The sequence below is a fragment of the Rhodospirillaceae bacterium genome (assembly GCA_016712715.1).
Lineage (GTDB): Bacteria > Pseudomonadota > Alphaproteobacteria > Dongiales > Dongiaceae > Dongia.
Map to the genome: position 1 here is coordinate 649,313 of JADJQM010000002.1, position 22,538 is coordinate 671,850.

24 protein-coding genes and 1 pseudogene are annotated in these 22,538 nt (G+C 63.0%); 12 read left to right on the plus strand and 13 right to left on the minus strand.

Annotated features, from left to right (window positions below):
• Positions 1-26: 26 nt before the first annotated feature.
• Positions 27-176, minus strand: a complete 150-nt coding sequence (locus IPK59_13775; GenBank protein ID MBK8159779.1) for an ATP-binding protein — start codon at positions 174-176, stop codon at positions 27-29.
• Entirely contained in the window at positions 163-1,815 is a 1,653-nt protein-coding gene (locus IPK59_13780; GenBank protein ID MBK8159780.1) for a PAS domain S-box protein, read from the minus strand. Before IPK59_13780 ends, IPK59_13775 begins: the two co-directional genes overlap by 14 nt.
• Before the next feature lie 337 nt (positions 1,816-2,152).
• Between IPK59_13780 and IPK59_13785 the strand changes: the two genes are divergently transcribed.
• On the plus strand, positions 2,153-2,854 hold the full coding sequence (locus tag IPK59_13785; protein MBK8159781.1) for a tellurite resistance TerB family protein: 702 nt from the start codon (positions 2,153-2,155) through the stop codon (positions 2,852-2,854).
• 6 nt (positions 2,855-2,860) lie between these two features.
• Here the strand turns inward: IPK59_13785 and IPK59_13790 are convergent, their stop codons facing one another.
• Entirely contained in the window at positions 2,861-3,685 is an 825-nt protein-coding gene (locus IPK59_13790; GenBank protein MBK8159782.1) for an alpha/beta hydrolase, read from the minus strand.
• Between the two features lie 31 nt (positions 3,686-3,716).
• Positions 3,717-4,277 (minus strand): cysteine hydrolase, encoded by a 561-nt coding sequence (locus IPK59_13795; GenBank protein ID MBK8159783.1) that lies wholly within the window; start codon positions 4,275-4,277, stop codon positions 3,717-3,719.
• 109 nt (positions 4,278-4,386) lie between these two features.
• Between IPK59_13795 and IPK59_13800 the strand changes: the two genes are divergently transcribed.
• A complete protein-coding gene (locus IPK59_13800) occupies positions 4,387-5,391 on the plus strand; it encodes a GlxA family transcriptional regulator (GenBank protein ID MBK8159784.1) in 1,005 nt (334 codons plus the stop codon).
• Here the strand turns inward: IPK59_13800 and hslU are convergent.
• Both hslU and hslV read right to left on the minus strand, forming a co-directional pair.
• A complete protein-coding gene (hslU, locus tag IPK59_13805; GenBank protein MBK8159785.1) occupies positions 5,381-6,760 on the minus strand; it encodes an ATP-dependent protease ATPase subunit HslU in 1,380 nt (459 codons plus the stop codon). The genes IPK59_13800 and hslU overlap by 11 nt on opposite strands.
• Before the next feature lie 4 nt (positions 6,761-6,764).
• Positions 6,765-7,307 (minus strand): ATP-dependent protease subunit HslV, encoded by a 543-nt coding sequence (gene hslV, locus IPK59_13810; GenBank protein MBK8159786.1) that lies wholly within the window; start codon positions 7,305-7,307, stop codon positions 6,765-6,767.
• A 259-nt stretch (positions 7,308-7,566) separates the two neighbouring features.
• On the opposite strand from hslV, the pseudogene hisB reads away from it, so the two are divergent.
• The 6 genes and pseudogenes from hisB (at position 7,567) to IPK59_13840 (ending at position 11,264) form a co-directional block, all read left to right on the plus strand.
• Positions 7,567-8,194: pseudogene (gene hisB / locus IPK59_13815) on the plus strand (imidazoleglycerol-phosphate dehydratase HisB).
• Positions 8,191-8,829 (plus strand): imidazole glycerol phosphate synthase subunit HisH, encoded by a 639-nt coding sequence (hisH, locus tag IPK59_13820; GenBank protein ID MBK8159787.1) that lies wholly within the window; start codon positions 8,191-8,193, stop codon positions 8,827-8,829. The pseudogene hisB and the gene hisH overlap by 4 nt, the downstream one beginning before the upstream one ends.
• 17 nt (positions 8,830-8,846) lie before the next feature.
• A complete protein-coding gene (locus IPK59_13825; GenBank protein MBK8159788.1) occupies positions 8,847-9,374 on the plus strand; it encodes a GNAT family N-acetyltransferase in 528 nt (175 codons plus the stop codon).
• On the plus strand, positions 9,371-10,120 hold the full coding sequence (gene hisA / locus IPK59_13830; protein MBK8159789.1) for a 1-(5-phosphoribosyl)-5-[(5-phosphoribosylamino)methylideneamino]imidazole-4-carboxamide isomerase: 750 nt from the start codon (positions 9,371-9,373) through the stop codon (positions 10,118-10,120). Before IPK59_13825 ends, hisA begins: the two co-directional genes overlap by 4 nt.
• Positions 10,120-10,884, plus strand: a complete 765-nt coding sequence (hisF, locus tag IPK59_13835; protein ID MBK8159790.1) for an imidazole glycerol phosphate synthase subunit HisF — start codon at positions 10,120-10,122, stop codon at positions 10,882-10,884. The genes hisA and hisF overlap by 1 nt, the downstream gene beginning before the upstream one ends.
• Before the next feature lie 29 nt (positions 10,885-10,913).
• Positions 10,914-11,264: a phosphoribosyl-ATP diphosphatase gene (locus IPK59_13840; protein ID MBK8159791.1), complete on the plus strand. Its 351-nt coding sequence runs from the start codon at positions 10,914-10,916 to the stop codon at positions 11,262-11,264.
• Positions 11,265-11,319: 55 nt separating this feature from the next.
• Here IPK59_13840 and IPK59_13845 read toward each other — a convergent pair whose 3' ends face one another.
• The 3 genes from IPK59_13845 to IPK59_13855 all read right to left on the minus strand — a co-directional run bounded on the left by IPK59_13845 (position 11,320) and on the right by IPK59_13855 (position 13,281).
• Positions 11,320-11,889, minus strand: a complete 570-nt coding sequence (locus tag IPK59_13845; protein ID MBK8159792.1) for a hypothetical protein — start codon at positions 11,887-11,889, stop codon at positions 11,320-11,322.
• A gap of 79 nt (positions 11,890-11,968) precedes the next feature.
• A complete protein-coding gene (locus IPK59_13850; GenBank protein MBK8159793.1) occupies positions 11,969-12,427 on the minus strand; it encodes a polymer-forming cytoskeletal protein in 459 nt (152 codons plus the stop codon).
• 191 nt (positions 12,428-12,618) lie between these two features.
• Positions 12,619-13,281, minus strand: coding sequence for an EI24 domain-containing protein (locus IPK59_13855; GenBank protein ID MBK8159794.1), 663 nt, complete (start codon positions 13,279-13,281; stop codon positions 12,619-12,621).
• Positions 13,282-13,411: 130 nt separating this feature from the next.
• On the opposite strand from IPK59_13855, the gene IPK59_13860 reads away from it, so the two are divergent.
• The 3 genes from IPK59_13860 (at position 13,412) to typA (ending at position 16,981) form a co-directional block, all read left to right on the plus strand.
• A complete protein-coding gene (locus IPK59_13860; protein ID MBK8159795.1) occupies positions 13,412-13,792 on the plus strand; it encodes a hypothetical protein in 381 nt (126 codons plus the stop codon).
• Positions 13,793-13,910: 118 nt separating this feature from the next.
• Positions 13,911-14,903, plus strand: a complete 993-nt coding sequence (locus IPK59_13865; protein ID MBK8159796.1) for an adenosine kinase — start codon at positions 13,911-13,913, stop codon at positions 14,901-14,903.
• 236 nt (positions 14,904-15,139) lie between these two features.
• Positions 15,140-16,981, plus strand: a complete 1,842-nt coding sequence (gene typA, locus IPK59_13870) for a translational GTPase TypA (protein MBK8159797.1) — start codon at positions 15,140-15,142, stop codon at positions 16,979-16,981.
• Between the two features lie 207 nt (positions 16,982-17,188).
• Here the strand turns inward: typA and IPK59_13875 are convergent, their stop codons facing one another.
• From IPK59_13875 to IPK59_13890, 4 genes are all read right to left on the minus strand, one after another.
• The gene (locus tag IPK59_13875; protein MBK8159798.1) at positions 17,189-18,229 is read right to left on the minus strand and encodes a porin; all 1,041 of its coding nucleotides are present in this window, start codon (positions 18,227-18,229) and stop codon (positions 17,189-17,191) included.
• Positions 18,230-18,275: 46 nt separating this feature from the next.
• A complete protein-coding gene (locus IPK59_13880; GenBank protein ID MBK8159799.1) occupies positions 18,276-18,947 on the minus strand; it encodes a YggS family pyridoxal phosphate-dependent enzyme in 672 nt (223 codons plus the stop codon).
• A gap of 182 nt (positions 18,948-19,129) precedes the next feature.
• A complete protein-coding gene (locus tag IPK59_13885) occupies positions 19,130-20,266 on the minus strand; it encodes a porin (protein MBK8159800.1) in 1,137 nt (378 codons plus the stop codon).
• Between the two features lie 424 nt (positions 20,267-20,690).
• Positions 20,691-21,533: a sulfotransferase domain-containing protein gene (locus tag IPK59_13890; protein ID MBK8159801.1), complete on the minus strand. Its 843-nt coding sequence runs from the start codon at positions 21,531-21,533 to the stop codon at positions 20,691-20,693.
• A gap of 459 nt (positions 21,534-21,992) precedes the next feature.
• On the opposite strand from IPK59_13890, the gene IPK59_13895 reads away from it, so the two are divergent.
• A complete protein-coding gene (locus IPK59_13895) occupies positions 21,993-22,454 on the plus strand; it encodes a DUF3576 domain-containing protein (GenBank protein MBK8159802.1) in 462 nt (153 codons plus the stop codon).
• The last annotated feature ends 84 nt before the right edge of the window (positions 22,455-22,538 follow it).

Here is a 22,538-nt window from a genome sequence, read left to right on the forward strand (position 1 = left end):
GCGCGTGGCACCAGCGAAGGCGCGTATCATCCCTGGATGATGCGCGTCTTCGGCAACCACAAGGTGACCCGCGTCCCCACCCCGATGCGGCTGTGAAGATCGAGCCTGCCGCCCTGTACCTCAGCGAGGGCGCGCGCGATCGGCAGGCCGAGACCGGCACCTTCATGGCCACGCACGAACGCATCCTCGACCTGGCCGAAGGCCGAGAACACCAACGGAATGTCCTCGCTGGCGATCCCGATACCGGTATCGGAAACGGCAAGGACGACGCCCTCGCCGACATCGCCCTGATTGACCAGCGCGCCCTCGACCTTGACCTCGCCGCCGGGCAAGGTGAACTTCACCGCATTGTTGACGAGGTTGAGCAGGATCTGGGTCAGCGCCCGTTCGTCGGCCAGAACCTGCGGCAGCGATTCCGGAACGGCATTGATCAGTTTCAAATTCTTGGTCTGGGCAGCATTGGCGACCAGATTGAGGGGCGTGGCGCGTCAGTTCGAAGAGGTTGCAGGGCGCCTCGCTCAGCACCATGCGGCCGGCCTCGACCTTGGAGAGATCGAGGATATCGTTGATGATGTTGAGCAGCAGGCGCCCGCTCTCGTGAATGTCGGCGGCGTAGGCGCGGGTCTTTTCGGCGCTGATCGGCCCCAGTGAATCGCGCGACAGAATTTCCGAGAAGCCGAGAATGGCATTCAGCGGCGTGCGCAATTCATGGCTCATATTGGCCAGGAACTGCGACTTCGCCTGATTGGCCGCCTCGGCATGTTCCTTGGCCTCGATCAGCTCTTCCTCCGCCAGCTTGGCCGCGGTGATCTCGACGCCGATGCCGCCGATGGCGACGATCGCGCCATGCTCGTCAGGCACGGGGAACTTGATGTCGCGGTACCAGCGCTTGCCGCCATCGCGCTCGTAGCAGATCTCCCGCGTCACCGATGCGCCGAGGGCGCGCATCTCGGTCTCCAACTGGACGACGGTGGGCCCGCCCTTCGATGGTTCGATATCGGTGATCCGGCGGCCGAGAATCTGCTCGGCGGGCAGGCCATAGAACCGCTCGCTGGCATGGTTGACCATCAGGTAGCGGCCGTCGAGGTCCTTCACCGACATGGTGATGGGCGCATGTTGCATGAAGGCGCTCAATCGCGCCTCGGTGGCGCGCAAGGCCTGGGTGCGTGTCGATATCTCCAGCTCCCGCTCGCGCAGCAGGCTGCGCAAGGCGATCTGGTCGCTGCATTGATTGGCGAGGCGGGTCAGTGCCGCGCGTTGTGCGTCGCTGAGCGAATGCGGCCGGTGATCCAGGACCGAGAACGTGCCGAGGATTTCTCCATCGCGGGATTTGATCTGCGCCGCGGCATAGAAGCGGAAGCCGCAATCGCTCACCAGCTCCTCATCCTGGAATCTGGTATCCGACGCCAGGTCAGAGACTTCAAAGATGCCCGGCGCGCGGATGGCATGATCACAGAACGATCTTGTCCGCCGATACTCCTTGAGGTTGCCGCCATGGAAGGATTTGAACCACAGCCGATCGCGGTCGACGAAACAGACCAGCGACAGCGGCGTTTCGCAGATCTGGGCGGCAAGGGCGGTGAGGTCGTCGAAGTTCGGCTCGCTCTCGGTATCGAGGATGCCGCTGTGGTGCAAGGCAGCCAGACGCCGTTCTTCCCACAACAGCGCCTGCTGCGGGTCCTCCGGGCAGGCGCCGACCACGGCCTCGGGATTTTTACCGTCGCGTTGCAAGCCAGTCTCCGGCACGTCCGACCATCTCTTGATCTGTCCATGTCTGCGACCGGCCGCGCCGGTCCGCGTGTTAACCAATTCCATGCGCAAACCCGGATTTCTACATCAGCAGGTAATTTCCCTGACAATTGCCTCGACAATTCCTAGGAGTAGAGGAGGTTGGCCGACAAGTCTTTTCTTGCGGCGGCGCGCGCAATGTCACGGATTAGGGGCAGGGAGTGAACGTTCTGCCTCCCCACTCACACCCGGCTGTCCAGTGCCGGTCCGGCTCGCGTTCGAAGCACCCTGTTTTCCCGGTTGAACAACCGGCCGGCAACCCTATCTGGATACCTCTTGATGTGATCATGGCCGGAGGTAGCGCGTGTTCGATCCGAAGCGGTTGCTGGAAGATTTCCTGGGGAATGGGTCGGCTTCGGCCGGCATGGGTCGCACGGGCGTCGGGGATTTGCTGGGTGGCATCAACCGGCAGAAGGCCGGCACCTTCGCGGCCGGCGCCGCCACCGGTGGTCTGATCGGCCTGCTGCTCGGGTCCAAGAAGGCCAAGAAGATCGGCGGCGGCCTGCTCGGCTATGGCGGTGCGGCGGTCCTCGGCGGCCTTGCCTACAAGGCGTGGCAGAACTATCAGCAGAAGCAGGGCGCGCCGGTGCCGGCACCAGCCGCACGCAGCAGCGTCCCCGCGGCCGGTGTTCCGGTCCTGCCGGCACCGGTCGACAGCCCGTTCGACCCTGCCCACGGCATCTCCAGCGACGGAAGGCCCTTCGCCCTCGCTTTGGTGCGCGCGATGATTTCAGCCGCCAAGGCAGACGGGCATATCGACGCCCAGGAACAGACCCAGCTTTTTGCGCGGATCGAGGAGCTTGGCCTCGACGCCGAGGCCAAGGCCTTCGTGTTCGACGAACTCGGCCGTCCGGCCAATCTCGAGGCGATCGCGGCCTTGCCGAACGGCCCGGAGCAGGCCGCCGAAATCTGGCTCGCCTCCCGCCTCGCCATCGATCCCGATGACGTGCGCGAGAAGGCCTATATCTCGGCCTTGAGCGCCAAGCTCAATCTGCCCAAGGAACTGGTGGATCAGCTGGAAGCCCAGGTCAGCGCCGCGGCAGCACCTATCGCTGCCGCTGGCTGACCATCATCAGGATTTGATGAAGGCGAGCAGATCCGCGTTAAGCTGGTCCTTGTGGGTCTCCGTGATGCCGTGCGGGGCGCCGGGATAGACCTTCAGGGTCGAGCCCTTCACCAGTTTATGTGAGGCGCGGCCCGCGGCGTCGATCGGCACGATCTGATCGTCATCGCCATGGATGATGAGCGTCGGCACGTCGAATTTTTTCAGATCCTCGGTGAAGTCGGTTTCCGAGAACGCCTTGATGCTGTCGAAGGTGTTCTTGTGGCCGCCCATCATGCCCTGGAGCCAGAAGGAATCGATCGCCCCCTGGCTGGGCTTCGCGCCGGGGCGGTTGTAGCCGAAGAACGGCCCGCTCGCGATGTCCTGGTAGAGCTGCGAGCGGTCCTTGAGGCTCCCTGCACGGATGCCATCGAAGACATCGATCGGCAGGCCGCCGGGATTGGCCGCCGTCTTCACCATGAGCGGCGGCACCGCCGAGACCAGCACGGCCTTGGCGACGCGCTTTGTGCCATGACGACCAATATAGCGGGTGATCTCGCCGCCGCCGGTCGAGAAGCCGATCAGAATGACGTCTTTCAGATCAAGCTGCTCGATGAGCGCTGCGAGATCGTCGGCATAATGGTCCATGTCGTTGCCGGCCCAGCTCTGGGTCGAGCGGCCATGGCCGCGACGATCATGGCCGATGGCGCGGTAGCCATTGTTGGCGACATGCAGCATCTGCGCTTCCCAGCTGTCCGAGCTGAGCGGCCAGCCATGGGCGAAGACGACGGGCTGTCCCGTACCCCAATCCTTGTAATAGATCTCGGTACCGTCCTTGGTCTTGATCGTGCTCATCGCATGCGTCCCTCAATGGCGTGGCGGAATCTTACACTGCCTTCAGAGTAGTGTTGATGACATCCGCCGTCGATACGACCTTGGCATAGGAGCCGAGGGCCGACATGAAGGCGGCATGCACCTGGGCCGCCGGCACCGCGATGCCGTTGAAGTCCGCATCGCGTGTCGCACAGGCATCATGTGCCAGTGTCACCTGGTAACCGAAATCAGAAGCGGCACGCGTCGCCGCATCGACGCACATATGGCTCATGGCCCCGCAAACGATGAGGTCTTTGACGCCGGCCGCATCGAGCCTGGCCTTGAGGTCGGTGCCGAGGAAGGCATTCACCTCGCTCTTCACCACCAGGGCTTCGCCCGCAGCCGGCTTTGTCTTGGCATGAATCTCGGCACCATCCGTGCCCTTGGTGAAGAAGGGCGAGCCGGCTTCTTCCATGATGTGCTGCACGTGGAAGACCGGATGGCCGCCGGCGCGGGCGGCGGCGATGAGCTTCGCCACATTGTCGCTGGCCTTGTCCATATCGCTGAGGACGCAGCGGCCGCCGGGGAAGTAATCGTTCTGCACGTCGACGACGAGAAGGCCGTTCTTGCTCATGTCGGATAGCTCCTGACCTGGGTGGTTGCGTTTCGATCTGGCTTTCTTAGCCGGATCCGCCCATCCTGCCCATTGGCGGAACTGACATAGATCTGGTTAAAACTGACAAATGACAACCCCCGTGACATCCCGGGCCAGATTCATCGATATCGGCATCCTCGCTTATCCAGGTGCGCAGGCGGCGGCGCTGCATGGTCTCACCGACATGTTCCTCACCGCCAACCGGCTCTGCGCCGAAGAAGGGCTTCGTGACGTGCCCACCTTGCGGGTAAGCCATTGGGTCCAGGGCGCGGAAGGCCGGGTCACCCGGGGCTTCACCGCGCCCGACGCCATACCCAAACTGCTCGACGTGCTCATTCTGCCGCCCTGCCTCGGCGACCCGGTCTGGACCGCGCAAGGGGCGCCGCTGCTGCGCTTCCTGAAACACCAGCATGGCAAGGGCGCGGTCATGTCCTCGGTCTGCGCCGGCGCCTTCCTGCTGGCCGAGGCGGGCCTCCTCGACGGGCGCCCAGCCACCACCCATTGGTCGCTGGCCGAGAAACTGCAGGCCCGTTTCCCCGAGATCGCGGTCGATGGCGACAAGCTGCTGATCGAGGATGGCGACATCATCACCGCGGGCGGTGTCATGGCCTGGGTGGAACTGGGGCTCAAGATCATCGAGCGCTTTATCAGCCCGGCCATCGTGCTCAGCGTCGCACGCTTCTTCCTGGTGGATGCGGCGGGGCGCGAGCAGCGTTTCTATTCCGCCGTCAGCCCGAAGCTCGCCCATGGCGACGCGGCAATCCTCAAAGTGCAGCATTGGCTGCAGCGCCATGCGGCGGAGAAGTTGACCCTGCCGCAGATGGCTGCTCAGGCGAAACTGGGTGAGCGCACGTTCCTGCGCCGCTTTCAGAAGGCCACGGGTTTCAATCCCACCCGCTATCTGCAGCTCCTGCGCATCGCCAAGGCTCGCGAGATGCTGGAACTCACCAACCACAAGGTCGACCAGATCGCCTGGCGCGTCGGCTATGAAGACGCCGGCGCCTTCACCAAGGTCTTCCAGGCCAGCATGGGCCTGACGCCCAGCGACTATCGCCGACGTTTCAGCGTAGGTGGAAAGCGCGCTACAGAATGAACTTCGAGAGATCCGTGTTCTTGGCGAGCGGGGCCACGCGGTCGCGCACATAGGCGCCGTCGATGGTGATGGTCTTGCCGGTCATCTCGGAGGCGGTGAAGCTCACTTCCTCCAGCAACCGTTCCAGCACCGTGTGCAGGCGTCGCGCACCGATGTTTTCGACCGAGGTGTTGATGTCGGTTGCGAGGTCCGCCAGCGCATCGATGGCGTCATCGGTGAAGTCGAGCGTCACACCTTCGGTGCCGAGCAGCGCCACATATTGCTTGATGAGGCTGGCTTCCGGTTCAGTGAGGATGCGGCGCAGATCTTCTCTGGTCAGCGCATCCAGCTCGACGCGGATCGGCAGGCGGCCTTGCAATTCCGGCAGCAGATCGCTGGGCTTCGCCAAATGGAAGGCGCCCGAGGCGATGAACAGGATGTGGTCGGTTTTCACCGGACCATACTTCGTCGCCACCTGCGTTCCTTCGATGAGCGGCAGCAGATCGCGCTGCACGCCTTCGCGGCTGACATCGGCGCCGGCCCGTTCGGAGCGTGCGCAGATCTTGTCGATCTCATCGAGGAACACGATGCCGTTCTGTTCGACCGCGCGGATCGCCTCAGCCGTCACCTTCTCCTGGTCGAGCAGCTTGTCGGCTTCTTCCGACAGCAGCACTTCGTAGGAATCGGAGACGTTCATGCGCCGCGTCTTGGTGCGGCCGCCCATGACATTGCCCAGCATCTCGTTCAGATTGATCATGCCCATCGAGGCGCCGGGCATGCCGGGGATGTCGATGGTCGGCATGGATGCCGCACCGCTATCCTTCACACTGAGTTCGATCTCCTTGTCGTCGAGCTCGCCCGCGCGCAGCATGCGGCGGAACTTGGCGCGGGTCTCAGGACCCGAGCCTTCGCCGACCAGCGCATCGAGGACACGTTCCTCGGCCAGGGTTTCCGCTTTCGCGCGGACCTGGCGGCGCATCTTCTCCTTCGACATGGCAATCGCAATCTCGATGAGGTCGCGGATGATCTGTTCGACATCGCGCCCGACATAGCCGACTTCCGTGAACTTGGTCGCTTCCACTTTCAGGAACGGTGCCTGGGCGAGCTTGGCCAGACGCCGCGCGATCTCGGTCTTGCCGACACCGGTCGGCCCGATCATGAGAATGTTCTTCGGGCTCACTTCCTCGCGCATGCCAGGGTCCAGCTGCTGCCGGCGCCAGCGGTTGCGCAGCGCAATGGCGACCGCGCGCTTGGCGTCGTTCTGGCCGACGATGAACCGGTCGAGTTCCGAGACGATCTCGCGCGGCGTCAGCGACGAGGTCACCAAGGGTTCTTCGGCCTTGGCAGATGGCTTGCGATCGGCGTTCTGGGCAGCGTTTGAATCGGGCATCGGTTTACAGCTTTTCGATCATGACATTGTGGTTGGTATAGATGCAGATATCGCCGGCGATCTTCATCGCGCGCCTGGCGATCGTCTCGGCATCCAGCCCCTCGATATCAATGAGGGCGCGCGCGGCCGCCAGCGCATAGGCGCCCCCGGACCCGATACCGATGAGCCCGTCTTCCGGTTCCAGCACGTCGCCGGTGCCGGTCAGGATCAGGCTGACGCTGGGGTCAGCGACCGCCATCATGGCTTCCAGGCGCCGCAGATAGCGGTCGGTCCGCCAATCCTTGGCCAGCTCCACGCAGGCACGGGCCAATTGGGCCGGGTATTGCTCCAGTTTCGCTTCCAGCCGCTCGAAGAGGGTGAGGGCGTCGGCGGTCGCCCCGGCAAAACCGGCGATCACCTGGCCCTTGCCGAGCCGGCGCAGCTTCTTGGCGTTGGATTTCATCACCGTGGGTCCCACGGTCACCTGGCCGTCGCCGGCCAGGACCACCTCGGTCCCCTTGCGCACGAGCAGGATGGTGGTGCCATGCCAGGGAGCAAGGCCATGCATCAGGGGGCCATGCTTGTCGTTCTCATCACGCGACATGAATGATCCTCAAAGGGCCCGGCTCGAAAGGTCCGGGGAAAGGGTGCGTCGGGCCGGCTGAATGGGCTACCCGGGGAGATAGGTTAACGTTTGGCGGCAATCAAGCCCGCAATCCGGGACCGTGCCGGCCGCCCGAGGGCGTCTAACCACTGGCCAGAACGGCTCATCGCTGCTAAGAACCCGGCAATTAAGGCCTTTTTACCCAAGCGGGCAGGAATTCGTGATGCGTATTGGCAAGAACGAGCGCAGGACCAAGGAAACCGAGATCGCCGTCGAGGTCAATCTCGACGGCCAGGGACGGTCGGAGATTTCGACCGGCATCGGCTTTCTCGACCATATGCTGGACCAGCTCGCGCGCCATTCGCTGATGGACATCAAGGTTCATGCCAAGGGCGACCTCCATATCGACTATCACCACACGACCGAGGATACCGGCATCGCGCTGGGCCTGGCCGTTTCCGGAGGCTTTTGGCGAGCGCGTCGGCATCAACCGCTATGGCGAAGCGACCATCCCGATGGATGAGACGCTGACCCGCGTCGCCCTCGACGCCTCGAACCGCGCCTATCTCATCTGGAAGGTGACTTTCAGCCGCGACAAATTGGGCGAGATGGATACGGAGCTGTTCAAGGAGTGGTTCCAGGCCTTCGCGCAGAATGCCGGCCTCACCCTCCATGTCGAAAACCTCTATGGCGAGAACAACCACCATATCGTCGAGAGCTGCTTCAAGGCCCTGGCGCGCGCCTTGCGCCACGCGATCGAGATCGATCCGCGCAAGTCGGATTCCGTGCCCTCGACCAAGGGCACACTGAGTGGAAGCCTTGGGGTCGCCTCACGCGCCAAGCAGCCATGACGGTCGCGGTCATCGATTACGGCGCGGGCAATCTCAGATCCGCGGCCAAGGCGCTGGCCTTTGCGGCCAGGACAACCGGCGAGGATGTCATCGTCACCGCTGATCCGGACGCCATCGCGCGGGCCGATCGCGTCGTGCTGCCCGGTGTTGGCGCCTTTGCCGAATGCAAACGGGGCCTGGAAGCCGTGCCCGGCGTGGTGGCGGCGATGTCGGAAGCCGTGATCGTGAAGGGGCGGCCGTTCCTCGGCATCTGCGTCGGCATGCAGTTGATGGCGACGGTCGGTGTCGAATATGGCGAACATCCTGGTCTGGACTGGATCAAGGGCAGGGTAGTGAAGCTGACGCCGAACGATCCCACGCTGAAGATTCCGCAGATGGGCTGGAACGATCTCAATTTGCGCCGACCCGACCACCCGATCTTCGCCGGGCTTAAATCGGGTGCCCATGGCTATTTCGTGCACTCCTATCATTACCTCCTCGACCGCCCGCAGGACCTGCTGGCCGATGTCGATTACGGCGGTCCGGTCGCTGCGGCCATCGGGCGCGACAATCTGGTGGGCCTGCAGTTCCACCCTGAGAAAAGCCAGGCGGTCGGCCTCGCTTTGCTCGGCAATTTTCTGCGCTGGAAGCCGTAGGAGCAGAGGACCGCACCATGGCCGATCTATCGATCAGCATTGTCACCGAATTGAAGCGCAACGAGCTTGAAGAACTGTGCGATGCGACCCAGGCCGCGATCGAGGCCGGCGGCGGCTTCGGCTGGCTGAAGCCGCCCCACCGCAACATCCTCGAAGTGTTCTGGAAGGGCGTTACCCTGGTGCCGGACCGCGCGCTGTTCATCGGCAAGCTCGACGGCACCGTGGCTGGCTCCGCGCAGCTGGTCCGCCCGACGCGCAACAACGAAGCCCAAAGCCATTCGGCTCATCTCACCACGTCTTTCGTCGCCCCCTGGGCGCGCGGCCATGGTCTGGCACGGCTGTTGACGGAAGCGGTCGAGACGGAAGCGCGCGCGCGCAATATCAAGGTGCTCAACCTCGATGTGCGCGAAACGCAGCAGGCGGCAATCAGCCTCTACCGGGCCTTGGGCTATCACGAGATCGGCCGGCATCCGCGCTACGCCCAGGTCGACGGGCACTATGTCGGCGGTCTCTATTTCTGGAAGTCGCTGGAAGGTACCCAATGATCATTTTTCCGGCGATCGACCTCAAGGGCGGTCAATGCGTGCGCCTCATCAAGGGCGACATGGCGCAGGCGACCGTCTTCAACACCGACCCCGCCGACCAGGCCCGCCAGTTTGCCGCCGCCGGGGCCGAATGGTTGCATCTGGTTGATCTCGACGGTGCCTTTGCCGGCGCCCCCGTGAACGAAGCGGCGGTCGAAGGCATATTGGCTGCCACCGCCCTGCCGGTGCAATTGGGCGGTGGGATCCGCGATATGGGCCGCATCGAGGCCTGGCTGAAGAAGGGTGTCGCACGCGTCATTCTCGGTACCGTCGCCTTGAAGAATCCCGACCTCGTCAAGCAGGCCTGCAGGCGCTTTCCGGGCAAGATCGCCGTCGGCATCGATGCCAAGGGCGGCAAGGTCGCCGTCGAAGGCTGGGCGGAAACCTCGGAACTGACGGCGCTCGATCTCGCGCGCCGCTTCGAGGATGCCGGTGTTGCCGCCATCATCTATACCGACATCGATCGCGACGGCCTGCTGCAGGGCGTCAATGTACCAGCGACGGCAGAACTCGCCGCCGCGCTCAGCATCCCCGTCATCGCCTCGGGCGGCGTCTCCTCGCTTGACGATATCCACGCCTTGCTCGATGCGCTGCCCTCATCGCGCGGCAAGGGCGGCGGCATCGTCGGCGTCATCTCAGGCCGCGCCATCTATGACGGCAGGCTCGATCTCAAGGAAGCACTGCAGCTCCTTCGGGAGCGCGCGTGATGCTGAAGATGCGCGTCATACCCTGTCTCGATGTGAAAGACGGCCGTGTCGTGAAGGGCGTCAATTTCGTCAACCTCGTCGATGCCGGTGATCCGGTCGAGCAGGCGAAGCTCTATGACGCCGCCGGCGCCGATGAGCTCACCTTCCTCGACATCACCGCCAGCCACGAGAACCGCGACACGCTTTATGACGTGGTGTCGAAGACCGCCGAGGCCTGCTTCATGCCGCTCACCGTCGGTGGCGGTGTGCGGAAGTCGGAGGACATCCGCAAGCTGCTGCTGGCCGGTGCCGACAAGGTGTCGATCAACACGGCGGCCGTGAACGATCCCGATTTCGTGCGCCAGGCGGCGCAGAAATTCGGCGATCAATGCATCGTGGTCTCGATCGACGCCAAGGAGACGGCGCCTGGCAAATTCGAGATCTTCACCCATGGCGGCCGCAACCCGACCGGCATCGATGCCGTCGAATTTGCCAAACGCATGGCGGAAAACGGCGCCGGCGAATTGCTGGTGACCTCGATGGACCGCGATGGCACCAAGGCCGGCTACAATCTGGCCCTGACCCGCGCCATCGCCGATGCGGTAACAGTACCTGTGATCGCGTCTGGCGGGGTGGGTTCGCTCGACGACCTGGTGGCCGGCATCCGCGAAGGGCATGCGACGGCGGTCCTGGCCGCCTCGATTTTCCATTTCGGGACGTTTACCATTGGTCAAGCAAAAGAGCATATGGTGAGGGCTGGTTTGGCGATGCGCCTGGAGCGCTGATATCTCCTGGAAAGGTAAGGGTTTGCGTCATGTCTGCTGATAAACTCGACGGCACCGTGCTCGATTGTCTGTTCAAGACGATCGAAGGCCGTAAGGGCGGCGACCCGACGCAATCGCATACCGCCAAGCTGTTCAGCAAGGGTACCGCCAAGATCGCGCAGAAAGTGGGCGAGGAAGCGGTCGAAGCCTTGATCGAGGCGATGCGCGGCGACAACGCAGCGCTGGTCGCCGAATCCTCGGACCTGCTTTATCACCTGCTGGTGCTATGGTCCGATCGCGGTGTCGATCCCGCCGATGTCTGGGCGGCCCTCAAGGCGCGCGAAGGTATTTCGGGGATTGCCGAGAAGGCCGCGCGGCGCGAAGCCAAGGGCGGCAAGTAGCCACCAAGGATCAACTGGCCGACAATCAGCTCGCCAGTAGTCAGCTCGCCAATATTCAGCTCGTGGGTGCGTTATCCGCGACGATCGGTGCCGGCAGCGATTTCAGGCATGCATCGACCGGTTTCTTGTCGGCGCGCACCGAGCGCGCCTCGGCATAGGAAACCCGGTAGCTGCCCTCGACACTCTGATAGAGGAAAAGGTCGAGCACGCAATCGCTGCCGATATACTGATAGATGCGTCCGGTTTCTTCATCGCGGATGCGCGCCGGCGCGCCGAGGGCGGCCTGCAGTTCTTCCGGTGCGAGGCCCATCAGCTTGTCGGCGCTTTGCCAGATGGTGGCGATCGAGGGCATTGCCGGTGTCGTCGCTGCGGGTGCCGTCTCCGCGGGCGCCGTCACTTCAGGCGCCGGTGACGTGGCGGCTTCTGCCGCCGGCATCATGATTCCATGCGCCGGCTTCTTGGGCTGCTTGGTGGCGCCGTTAAGTGCCACGGCCTTGCCGGTCTGGGCGCAGGCAGAGAGCAGCACGGCTGTGGCGAGCAACAATGTCGGGAGGGCGGTCGCGCGCGCGGTCTTCAGGACTGCAGTGCGGCGCTTTGATGTAAGAAATGTTTGGGAACGATACACGTTCCACTCTCCCCCAGCACGAACCCCCGAAGCCTGCGGGCCCCCGGCCGACCGGCCGGGGATCCAAAGGCACTAACGCTTAGCGGCCGTTGCCGGAAGCGGGGGGAACCGCAGCGCCGTCGGCGAGCGCTTCGATGGTACCGGAGATGACACCGCCGCGTTCGACCTCGAGCTGGCCGTAGCGGATCTTGCCGAGCACCTTGCCGGTGGCACGGATGGTGAGGCGCTGGCGCACGATGAGGTCGCCGTCGAACCGGCCCGAAATGTCGGCGGATTCGATTTCGGCCGAGCCGCGGAATTCACCGGAGCCGGCGATGTCCATGGCGCGGCAATCGGACAGCACCGCTTCGACCTTGCCTTCGACGACGAGGCTGTCGCAGGTGCGGATCTCGCCATTGAGGAAAATGTCGCGGCCGACGATGAGCTTCTTCTGCTCGGCCTCGGCGGTGGTGCGCTGGGCGGGGCTGGTGCTGCTGCCGGCAGGACGCGGCGCAAAAGCGCTCATGTCCGGGCTGCGGCGGGCGATGTCGGGGTTCATCGCCGGGCGGGCCGGCGCCGAGGCGGCCGCCGCATCGGGCTTTGCATAATTCTTGCTGTCGCCATCGGCCGGGCTCGCGGTCGAACCTTGGGTCGGTTGTTCGTCTTTCTTTTTGCCAAACATGCGGTGCTGGTCCCTAGCCTGAAACTTGAGAAAATGATCCCTGGAAGTTGCGCGCCGTCCCCGAACGCCTACCCCCGACGCGATCCCAGATTTACCACAGATTCAAACATATGCACCATAAAAGCGATGCCGATGATGGGTGCGATGAGGTTGAGGAACGGGATTGTCGACAGGAAGGCGATCACCACCCCGGAGAGGACGAAACGGCCGCGGTGGCGCAGGAACAGGGCCTTGGCCTCGGGCCGCGGCAAGCGCCGGAACGCCGGCATTTCATAATATTCCCGCCCCAGCAGGTAGCCGTTGAGACCATAGGCCACGAACGGGTAGACGAAGGGCACGAACAGGAAGACCAGCGCCAGCACGTTGCCGACGAGGGCGATGACGGCCATTTTCAAGCCATCGGCGATCATTTCCGGGATCGAGACCGAATGGGGCATCTGCCGGCCCGGATAATGCCTGGCCATCACGGCATCGATCACCTGATCGGAGAACAGGGCAGCGAGGGCCACGGCAAACATGGGAAAGGTGAACCAGGCGATGAGGAAGGTCCCGACACCGCTGAGAAGGTTGCCCCACCAGCCGTCCAGGCTGAGATAGGTGGAAATGAGGTAGTCGGCCAGGAAATAGAGACCGACGAACAGGCCCAGGGTGATGGCGAGGCTGAAGCCGATCAGTTTCAGGATGCGCGGATCGCTGAGCTGGCCAAAGGCCAGGGAAAGGGCGTGCAGCAAGAAATTTATCCAGTTCTGTCAGAATGTTGCCATTATTTAGCGGAAACTGGTGGGCTCGGCAATCGGGGGCTGGGCAATCCGGGGCAGGCAGGAGCAGGATCATTTGGCTCATTCAGGAGATAAGCGGGTGATGCGCCGCCGCAAGATGTGCCGTTTCATGGTCGCTGGCCTGATCCTGCCGCTGCTGGCAGGGCCGGCCCAGGCAGCCGAGCGGCTGCTTGGCCATTGGTGCGACGATACCGGCTACCGCATCCATTTGACGGCGGACCGCATCACCTTCAGCGACCGGCAGATGGGCGACCCGCCGGATGGCACGGACCTCGCCTTCGGCGAGGGCATCGCCGTCTACCGGCAGGATTTCCGCAACAGCCCCTGGCCGCATATCGATCTCATCGATTGCACCTTGCGCCTGGTCGGTCCGGACAGTGCCGAGGAGACCTGCCGTGGCCCGGGCTTCGGCTTCGTCCCCATCTATCTGTTGCAGCGGTGCCCCACCGATCATATCAGCTGACCGACCATATCGGCTGACCCCACTGCCTTGCCCAAAACGGCGCGATCCCTATACTTCGCGGCCATTGGCGCCCGGCGCATCTTGCGGTCGGGGCGTAGCCTTATCAGTGCGGGGATGAATGACCGACAAGCTGTTTGACGTGTGCGGCATTGGCAATGCCATTGTTGACGTGCTGGCCCATTGCGATCTCGACTTCATCGAGACCATGCGCCTCAACAAGGGCACCATGACCCTGATCGATGCCCCGCGCGCCGAAGAGCTTTACGAGGCCATGGGACCGGCGGTCGAGGCCTCCGGCGGCTCCTGCGGCAACACCATTGCCGGCATCGCGAGCCTGGGGGGCCGGGGCGCCTATATCGGCAAGGTCGGCAATGACCAGCTGGGCGGCATCTTCCGCCACGACATGCGGGCGACCGGCGTTCATTTCGAAACCGCCACGGCGACCACCACCACGCCGACGGCCCGCAGCATGATTTTCGTGACGCCGGATGCCGAGCGCACCATGAACACCTATCTCGGCGCCTGCGTCGAATTGACGCCGGACGACGTGGATCCCATGGTGGTGACGCGTTCGAAGGTCACCTATCTCGAAGGCTATCTGTGGGATCCGCCTTTGGCCAAGCAGGCCTTCCTGAAGGCCGCCAACCTCGCCCATGGCGCCGGTCGCGAGATTTCGCTGAGCCTTTCCGATCCGTTCTGCGTCGGCCGCTATCTCTCGGAGTTCCAGGACCTGGTGAAGAACCATGTCGATATCCTGTTCGCCAACGAGCATGAGATCACGGCCCTGTGGGAAACCGCCGATTTTGACGAGGCGGTGCGCATCACCCGCGAACATTGCAGCCTTGCCGCCATCACCCGGAGCGCCAAGGGTTCGCTGATCGTGGCCGGCCCGCAGCTCATCGAAGTGCCGGCCTGGCCCGTCGCCAAGGTCGTCGACGTGACCGGGGCGGGGGACCTTTATGCCGCCGGCTTCCTCTATGGCTACACCCAGGGGCGGGACCATGCCGATAGCGGGCGCATCGCGGCCCTGGCCGCCGGCGAGGTGATCAGCCATTTCGGGGCCCGGCCGGAGACCCCCCTTGCAGAGCTTTTGTTGCAGCAAGTGGGCTAATAGGGTAAAAGCCCGCTTGAAAAAGCACCCCTCATTCCAGCCGTTTCCCCAATGTGCGGGGCAAGGGTGAGGAAATCGCGGCCGGTTTGCCGGAAGCGCTAGTAACTGGTTGCCATTCCACAATAATTCCCTCCGCCCTGTTCGCGGGGTGAGGGTTAGGGTGAAGGCGGCCGATGGCGATTGTAACAATCGCCATGGGATGATGGGCGTTACCGCAATTTTTGAAAAGCGAAGCCATGAAACTGCGCAATATCGCCATCATCGCCCACGTCGATCACGGCAAGACGACCCTGGTTGACCAGCTCCTGCGCCAGTCCGGCGCCTTCCGTTCCAACCAGATCGTGGCGGAACGGGTGATGGATTCCAATGATCTGGAAAAGGAACGCGGGATCACCATCCTCGCGAAATGCACCTCGATCCAGTGGAACGATACCCGCATCAACATCGTCGACACCCCGGGCCACGCCGATTTCGGCGGCGAGGTCGAGCGCATCCTCTCCATGGTCGACGGTGTCGTGCTGCTGGTCGATGCCGCCGAAGGCGCCCTGCCGCAGACCAAATTCGTGACCACCAAGGCGCTGCGCCTCGGCCTGCGTCCGATCGTGCTGATCAACAAATGCGACCGCCCCGACGCCGACCCGCATGCCGTCCATGACCAGATCTTCGATCTGTTCGCCGCCCTCGACGCGACGCCGGAACAGCTCGACTTCCCGACGCTGTTTGCCTCCTCGAAGCAGGGCTGGGCGACCGAGGATCTGGAGAAGGGCGAGCGCAAGGATCTGGCGCCGCTTTACGACCTCATCGTCCGCCATGTGCCGGCCCCGACCGTCGAGGAGAACAAGCCGTTCTCGATGCTGGTGACGACGCTCGAATACGACAACTATCTCGGCCGCGTTCTCACGGGGCGCATCGAGACCGGCACCGCCACCGTCAACATGCAGCTCCGCGCCATGCGTCCCGACGGGACCCAGGTCGAAGTGGGCCGCCTGACCAAGCTCCTGGCCTTCCGCGGCATCGAGCGCACGCCGGTTGAATCCGCCGAGGCCGGCGACATCGTCGCCATCGCGGGCCTCACCGACAGCACCGTCGCCGACACCATCGCCGCGATGGAAGTCGAAGTGCCGCTGAAGGCGCAGCCGATCGATCCGCCGACGCTCTCCATGAGCTTCTCGGTCAATGACAGCCCGCTCGCCGGTCGCGATGGCGACAAGGTGACGAGCCGCATGATCCGCGATCGCCTGATGCGTGAGTCGGAAGGCAACGTCGCCATCCACGTCACCGAGACCGAGGACAAGGACGCGTTCCAGGTTTCCGGCCGCGGTGAATTGCAGTTGGGCGTGCTCATCGAGCAGATGCGCCGCGAAGGCTTTGAGCTCTCCATCAGCCGCCCGCGCGTCATTTTCCAGATCGATCCGAAGACCAATCAGCGCCTGGAGCCGATCGAAGAAGTCGTCATCGACGTCGATGATGATTTCACCGGCATCGTCATCGACAAGCTGGGCCAGCGTCGCGGCGAACTGGTCGAGATGCGTCCCTCCGGCGGTGCCAAGACCCGCCTCGTCATGCTGGTCCCGGCGCGCGGCCTCATCGGCTATCACGGCGAGTTCCTGACCGACACCCGCGGCACCGGCGTCATGAGCCGCCTGTTCCACGGCTATGCGCCCTATAAGGGCCCGATCGAAGGCCGTCGCAACGGCGTGTTGATCTCGAATGCCGACGGCATCGCGGTCGCCTATGCGCTGTGGAATCTCGAAGAGCGCGGCAAGCTCATGATCGATGCCGGCGTGCCGATCTATGAAGGCATGATCATCGGCGAGCACAGCCGTGCCAACGATCTTGAAGTCAATCCGCTGAAGTCGAAGCAGCTCACCAACATCCGCACGACGTCGAAGGACGAAGCCATTCGCCTGACGCCGCCGATGAAGCACAGCCTGGAGCAGGCGCTGGCTTACATCGAAGACGATGAGCTGGTGGAAGTGACGCCGAAGGCGATCCGCATCCGCAAGGCGGTCTTGGATCCCAACGAGCGCAAGAAGGCCGAACGCGCCGCTGAATCAGCCCGCGCTGCGCAAGGCTAAGTCTGCGGCGCTGGTTTTCGCAGAATGAAAGAACGGCCGCCTGGCAACAGGCGGCCGTCTTTTTATGTGCCGTCGTGAGAAGGCCAGGTCGTCAGAAGGCCAGTCCGTCAGAAGGTTGGGTCGTCAGAAGGTCAGGGACGAACCGATCGATATTTCGAACGCATCATACTCGTCGGCTGAATCGCCCGCATCATCGGCCGCATCGTTCTAGCTATAGAAAATCCCGGCATCGAGATCGATGCCTGTGGCCATGGCATAGCTGACATCGAGACCGGCACGTTGCAGCAGGTTCTCGTCCTGGAAGCCTTCTTGTTCGGTGCCGAAATAGGCATAGCCGCCGCCGATGGTCCAGGCATCGATCGTGTAGGCAAAGCCCGCACCGAGCACCAGGCCGTCCTCGCCCGGCCCATTGAAGTCATCAAGATATGTGCTGGCGACGCCGAACTCCAACGCGCCGATCGCGATATTGGCGCCGAGATTATAGGCGGCCTGTTCGGTGTCGTCGGCCGATGAGCCTTCGACATCACCTTCCCAATAGCCGGCGCCACCCAACGAAAGACCCCAGCCATCGCCCGCATAGTCATAGTGCAGTCCGATGGCCACATTGTGATTGGCGCTGCCGGTCGATCGATCGGGATGGAACGAGCTGGCGACCGCATCGGTGCCGCTTTGCGTCTTCTCGTCATCATTGGGCGTGTAGGAGAGGCCGAAGCTGAAGCCGTTCCATTCCGGCGAGAAATAGACGAGCTTCATCACCGCGTCCTGCAGCGCCAACGACAATTCGGGAGCGAAGAAGCCGGGACTGAGCACCGCGCCGATGGTGTTTGGAGAATAGGGGCCAAAGTTGGCCGTGGATCCCGGCGGCAGCATATACATGGTGCCGGCGGCGCCATCCAGCGCGCCGATGCGGACATCGCCGAAGCCGCCCTTGAAGAAGGCATAGACATTGTCGATCTGGTCGCCGCTATCATCCTCGGCTTCCAGTTCCACCCGCGCGCCGACGGTCACGCCATTGTCCAGCGCCACCTCGCCCATGAAAAAGATCTCGCCGTCGGACCCGACACCATCGAGATTGCTGTCATGGCCGAGCTCGCCATCGCCATCGTCATCGACCGTGAAGCCATAGGCGCTGCGCAGGAAGCCGCCAAGGCTGAGCTTGACACCGTCCGACGCAGCGGCGGGCGATGCCGCAAGTCCCGTCGCCATGAGCGTGAGGAGAGACGTGGTGGCCAGCAGATTGGTACGCATGGTCGGATTCCCGTCCCTGGTCTCCCGATGACCGAGCGCCCTTGATCTAGCGCTGGCCGAAAATCGCCGTGCCGATCCGGACATGGGTGGCGCCGAAGGCAATGGCCGTTTCGTAATCGCCGCTCATGCCCATGCTGAGGCAGCCGAGGCCATTGCGCCGGGCCATCTCACGCAGCAATGCGAAATGTGGTGCAGGATGCTGGTCATGGGGTGGGATGCACATCAGACCGATGACCGGTAGCTGCAGCTCATCGTGACACAGCTTGGCAAAGTCATCAACGTCCCTGGGGTTTATGCCGGCGTTCTGCGGCTCTTCGCCCGTGTTGACCTGGATGAAGAGGGCTGGCCGTCGCTGCTGCTTCTGCATTTCATCGGCAAGGGCGCGCGCCAGCTTTTCCCGGTCAAGCGTTTCGATGACATCGAACAACGCCACCGCCTCGCGCACCTTGTTGCTCTGCAGGGGTCCGATCAGGTGGAGCTCAAGGGTCGGATGGGCCGCTTTGAGGGTGGGGAATTTTGCCTGCGCTTCCTGCACCCGGTTTTCGCCGAAGACCGATTGGCCGGCGGCGATGGCCGCCGCGACGGCGTCGATGGAATGGGTCTTGGAGACAGCAACCAGATTGATGTCCTGTGGCAGACGTGTGTGCTCGGCGGCAGCGCGTGCGATGCGTTGCCGGATCTCGGACAAATTGCCGGCGATGTGATCGGTCGTGGTCATGGGGCGGGACTATGCCATGGAAATACCAGCCTCGTGGCCGGACAGGCTTTTCCTATAGATCATGCCCGGCCTCAAACCAAGCACAGCGCGCGATAGCAAATGGTCAAAAGCAAGAAGGGGTGCAGTTGCCTGCACCCCTTCAAGTCTAGTCCTGACTTTATCCAGCTTGCGCTGGGCAGAAATCAGAAGCTGATCGACGAACCGACCGCGAACTCGATCGAGTCGTAGTCATCGAGCGCGCTCGAGTCATCGGCGGCTTCAGCCCAGCTGTAGAAGATGCCGGCGTCGAGCGCGATGCCCGGGCCCATCTCATACGAACCGGTCACGCCAAGGCGATCGACGATGTCGTTGTCGCCAAAGCCAGCCTGCTCGGACTCAGAGTGAGCCCAACCGGCACCGACGGTCCACGCGTCGACGTTGTAGCTGACACCGGTACCAACGACCCACGCGTCATCGGTTTCGCTGTTCGCGTCATCGAGATACGTGAAGGCCGCACCGAGGCTCAGACCACCAAAGCCGAGGTTCACACCGACGTTGTAGCCGGCCTGTTCCGGATCACCATCGCTCTCTTCAACGTCGCCTTCGAAATAGGCGGCGCCGCCGAGGGCGAGGTTCCAGCCTTCGCCTTCGTAATCATAGTGCAGACCGAGGCCAACGTTGTGGTTGGCGCTGCCGTCTTCACGGTTCGGATGGAAGGTACCGTCGGCATTGTCGTTGCCGGAGTATGACTCTTCGTCATCGTTCGGCGTGTAGGACAGGCCGAAGCTGAAGCCCGACCAGGTCGGCGAGTAGTAAGCGATCTTCTGCGACTTGTCCTGGACGGCAAGCATGCCTTCCGGATCGAAGATGCCCGGCGAAATGGCCGAGCCGATGGTGTTCGGCGAATACGGGCCGAAGTTGGACGACGAACCCGGCGGCAGCATGTACATGTTGCCGGCAGCACCCGCCTGCGAACCGATACGGATGTCACCGAAACCGCCCTTGAAGAAGGCGTAAGCGGCGTCGATCTGGTCGCCTTCGGTTTCGCCTTCGAGTTCGATACGCGCACCGACCGTCACGCCATTGTCGAGCGTGACCGAGCCGAGGAAGTAGACTTCGGCATCGGTGCCGACGCCGTCGAGGTTACGATCATGGCCGGTATCGCCATCACCGTCATCGTCGAAGGTCATGCCGTAATACGAACGCATGAAGCCGCCAAGGCTCAATTTGACACCATCGGACGCCGCCGCGGTACCGGCCAGAAGGCCAACACCGAGGAGAGCCGAGGTCCCCAGGAGAACTTTTTTCATCTCGAGATTCCCTAAGTTTGCGATTGCCACCGGGACTTTCCCCAACCTTTGCGGTTTTAAGGAAGGCCCGGATGCCCCTCGTTTCGGACCGGCTTGCTGGGTCGATTTTGCCAAGTACTTGACCAGATCGACTCAAAAAGCCCGCTCAGTCCGGAACACGAGCTACCTTCTCGGAATGGTCGGGGGGTGTCAAACCATTTGAGCCTAACACTGTGGCATTTTTCGGTGCCTGTTGCGCAATTACCACATGGCGTGCCCGATTGGCCGCGCGCGGAATTGGCCAGCAATTGCAAGGCGGCCAACCGTCGGTAGGGCGATCCAGTCGGCCCAGTGGGGCATGATTGCCGCAGCGCAACAGCCACAATTTGGGCATTTCAGCCCCACCTTGACGCCTGTTCCGCAGCGCAGCTCGGACACTCGCCCGGGTGGGCCTAGTCGCGATCAAAACCTGCCTTCAGGCGGGCGTCTGATCCGGTAGATAGTTGAAGCGTTGCATCTGTTCCCGGTGATTTTCGACCAACCGGTCAATTTGGGCCTTGGTCAGCACCTTGCGCCATTGGCCGGCCTGGCCGACCCGGAAGAATTTGGTGCCCCGTTCCGATTTCTCGCGGAACCCCTTGGCTTCTTCCTGCTGGCGCAGGTTCTTGAAGGAGGAAAGCTCAATGGCCCGGTCAAGCCGTTCGCGCGGCGTTTTCAGCCCCATGAAACGGGTAATCCCGCCGAATGTGTGGAGCGGCTTTGCCAGCATGTCCTCGTATCTCACGACCAGGAGACCCGGATGCGGCTTCTGGGTCCAGGATCTGACATGGGCGGACCAGGAGCTGTGGATTTCGAACACGATATTGCCATCGGCGAGGCCCCCGTTATTGGGGTCGTTCATGACCTCGATCGCCTTGTCGATGTCGACGCCGTAATGGTCAGCCATGGAAATGACCAGGTCGAGCGGATTGCGCACCACATATATGGCACCCGCGGTGAGATCCATCTGGATGATCTGCTTGCCATGGGGCGCCAGCAGGGCGTTATGGGTCTTGACGATGACCGTATCCGGCTTCGAGGCGACCATGGCGAGCTGTGCCCCGCGGCGCATTTTGGCCACATCCTCGCGGCTCCAGGCCAAAGGCGGGCGCGGGTCGAGATGACGGTACCACTGCACCAGGGAATCCCCGGTGGTCAGGGTGTTCATGTCGTTGATGTCCACCGGGGCCGCCGGGTTGCGCATCAGATTGTGAATAAACGCCCGAAGCCAGGTGTTGCCCGATTTCGGATAGCTGGCCAGCCACAGGATCTTACCCATTCACTCTTCCATTCTTCCCCGGCCACTGCCGGCAGCGCCGCGCGCTGCATCCCCAGCGTTTCCGCCATCCTGGACAGATCCCTGGCTGAATTCCTTGTCCCCGAAAATCTGCCCGGGGCGATTTTTGGCGGGAGGGGCCACAAGATTTGGTCCATTTGACGCGATTCGGTTGACGAAGGCCTACCATTTCGCATACCAGTTCTGGGCTGCTTTCTGGGCTGCTTTTCGGCCGCAGGGTGGCTTTAGGGTGAAGAGCGTCGGGCCGTCAATATGAAACTCCCACATCGTCGTGCCGACCAGTCCGCCTCGGGCGAGTTCAATGCCATGAGCGGTAGCGATTTCAATGCTATGAGCGGTAGCGATTTCAACGCCACAGGCGGTAGCGCTGGATACACCGGTTCCTGTTGATCGTGATGGCGGCTCTGGCAGCCATCACCCCTCTCGGCCTGCAACGCCAATCTGGGCGGCGAGGAGAAATATCCGACCACCCGCGAGAAGGGCGATGCCGGGCCGCAATATGGCGAAGGCAGCACCGTCTTCGGCGAAGGCGGCCTGTTCGGCGGCCAGAGCAAGGAAGACGGTTCCGGTGGCGGTGGTGGCGTCGGCGTCAATTCGCTGCTGTGGCGCGCCAGCCTCGACACCGTCTCCTTCATGCCGCTGGTCTCGGCCGATCCCTTCGGTGGCGTCATCATCACCGATTGGTACACGCCCCCGGCGACACCGGACGAACGCTTCAAGGTCAATGTCTATATTCTCGGCCGCGCCTTGCGCGCCGATGGCATCCGCGCCTCGGTGTTCCGCCAGCAGAACCAGGGCGGCACCTGGATCGACGCCCCGGTCGCCCTCAACACGGCGACCGACCTCGAAAACGCCATCCTTACCCGCGCCCGCCAGCTGCGCCAGTCCGGCCAGCAGGAATAGAGCCTGGGGCGTAAACCGGGCAAGAATATCGGGCCATAATAATATCGTCATGGTCCGCGAAGGCGGACCACCCACGACTACCAA

Excerpts from the sequence above, each read along its gene's own strand:
- IPK59_13860 (MBK8159795.1), top strand. The coding sequence starts at position 13,412 with ATGCGCCGCCGCAAGATGTGCCGTTTCATGGTCGCTGGCCTGATCCTG.
- typA (MBK8159797.1), top strand. The coding sequence starts at position 15,140 with ATGAAACTGCGCAATATCGCCATCATCGCCCACGTCGATCACGGCAAG.
- hisA (MBK8159789.1), top strand. The coding sequence starts at position 9,371 with ATGATCATTTTTCCGGCGATCGACCTCAAGGGCGGTCAATGCGTGCGC.
- IPK59_13850 (MBK8159793.1), bottom strand. The coding sequence starts at position 12,427 with ATGAACCCCGACATCGCCCGCCGCAGCCCGGACATGAGCGCTTTTGCG.
- hslV (MBK8159786.1), bottom strand. The coding sequence starts at position 7,307 with ATGCATGGCCTTGCTCCCTGGCATGGCACCACCATCCTGCTCGTGCGC.
- IPK59_13890 (MBK8159801.1), bottom strand. The coding sequence starts at position 21,533 with ATGGGTAAGATCCTGTGGCTGGCCAGCTATCCGAAATCGGGCAACACC.
- IPK59_13825 (MBK8159788.1), top strand. The coding sequence starts at position 8,847 with ATGGCCGATCTATCGATCAGCATTGTCACCGAATTGAAGCGCAACGAG.
- IPK59_13795 (MBK8159783.1), bottom strand. The coding sequence starts at position 4,277 with ATGAGCAAGAACGGCCTTCTCGTCGTCGACGTGCAGAACGATTACTTC.
- IPK59_13840 (MBK8159791.1), top strand. The coding sequence starts at position 10,914 with ATGTCTGCTGATAAACTCGACGGCACCGTGCTCGATTGTCTGTTCAAG.
- hisF (MBK8159790.1), top strand. The coding sequence starts at position 10,120 with ATGCTGAAGATGCGCGTCATACCCTGTCTCGATGTGAAAGACGGCCGT.
- hisH (MBK8159787.1), top strand. The coding sequence starts at position 8,191 with ATGACGGTCGCGGTCATCGATTACGGCGCGGGCAATCTCAGATCCGCG.
- IPK59_13865 (MBK8159796.1), top strand. The coding sequence starts at position 13,911 with ATGACCGACAAGCTGTTTGACGTGTGCGGCATTGGCAATGCCATTGTT.
- IPK59_13785 (MBK8159781.1), top strand. The coding sequence starts at position 2,153 with ATGGGTCGCACGGGCGTCGGGGATTTGCTGGGTGGCATCAACCGGCAG.
- IPK59_13790 (MBK8159782.1), bottom strand. The coding sequence starts at position 3,685 with ATGAGCACGATCAAGACCAAGGACGGTACCGAGATCTATTACAAGGAT.
- IPK59_13800 (MBK8159784.1), top strand. The coding sequence starts at position 4,387 with ATGACAACCCCCGTGACATCCCGGGCCAGATTCATCGATATCGGCATC.
- IPK59_13875 (MBK8159798.1), bottom strand. The coding sequence starts at position 18,229 with ATGCGTACCAATCTGCTGGCCACCACGTCTCTCCTCACGCTCATGGCG.
- IPK59_13880 (MBK8159799.1), bottom strand. The coding sequence starts at position 18,947 with ATGACCACGACCGATCACATCGCCGGCAATTTGTCCGAGATCCGGCAA.
- IPK59_13780 (MBK8159780.1), bottom strand. The coding sequence starts at position 1,815 with ATGGAATTGGTTAACACGCGGACCGGCGCGGCCGGTCGCAGACATGGA.
- hslU (MBK8159785.1), bottom strand. The coding sequence starts at position 6,760 with ATGCCCGATTCAAACGCTGCCCAGAACGCCGATCGCAAGCCATCTGCC.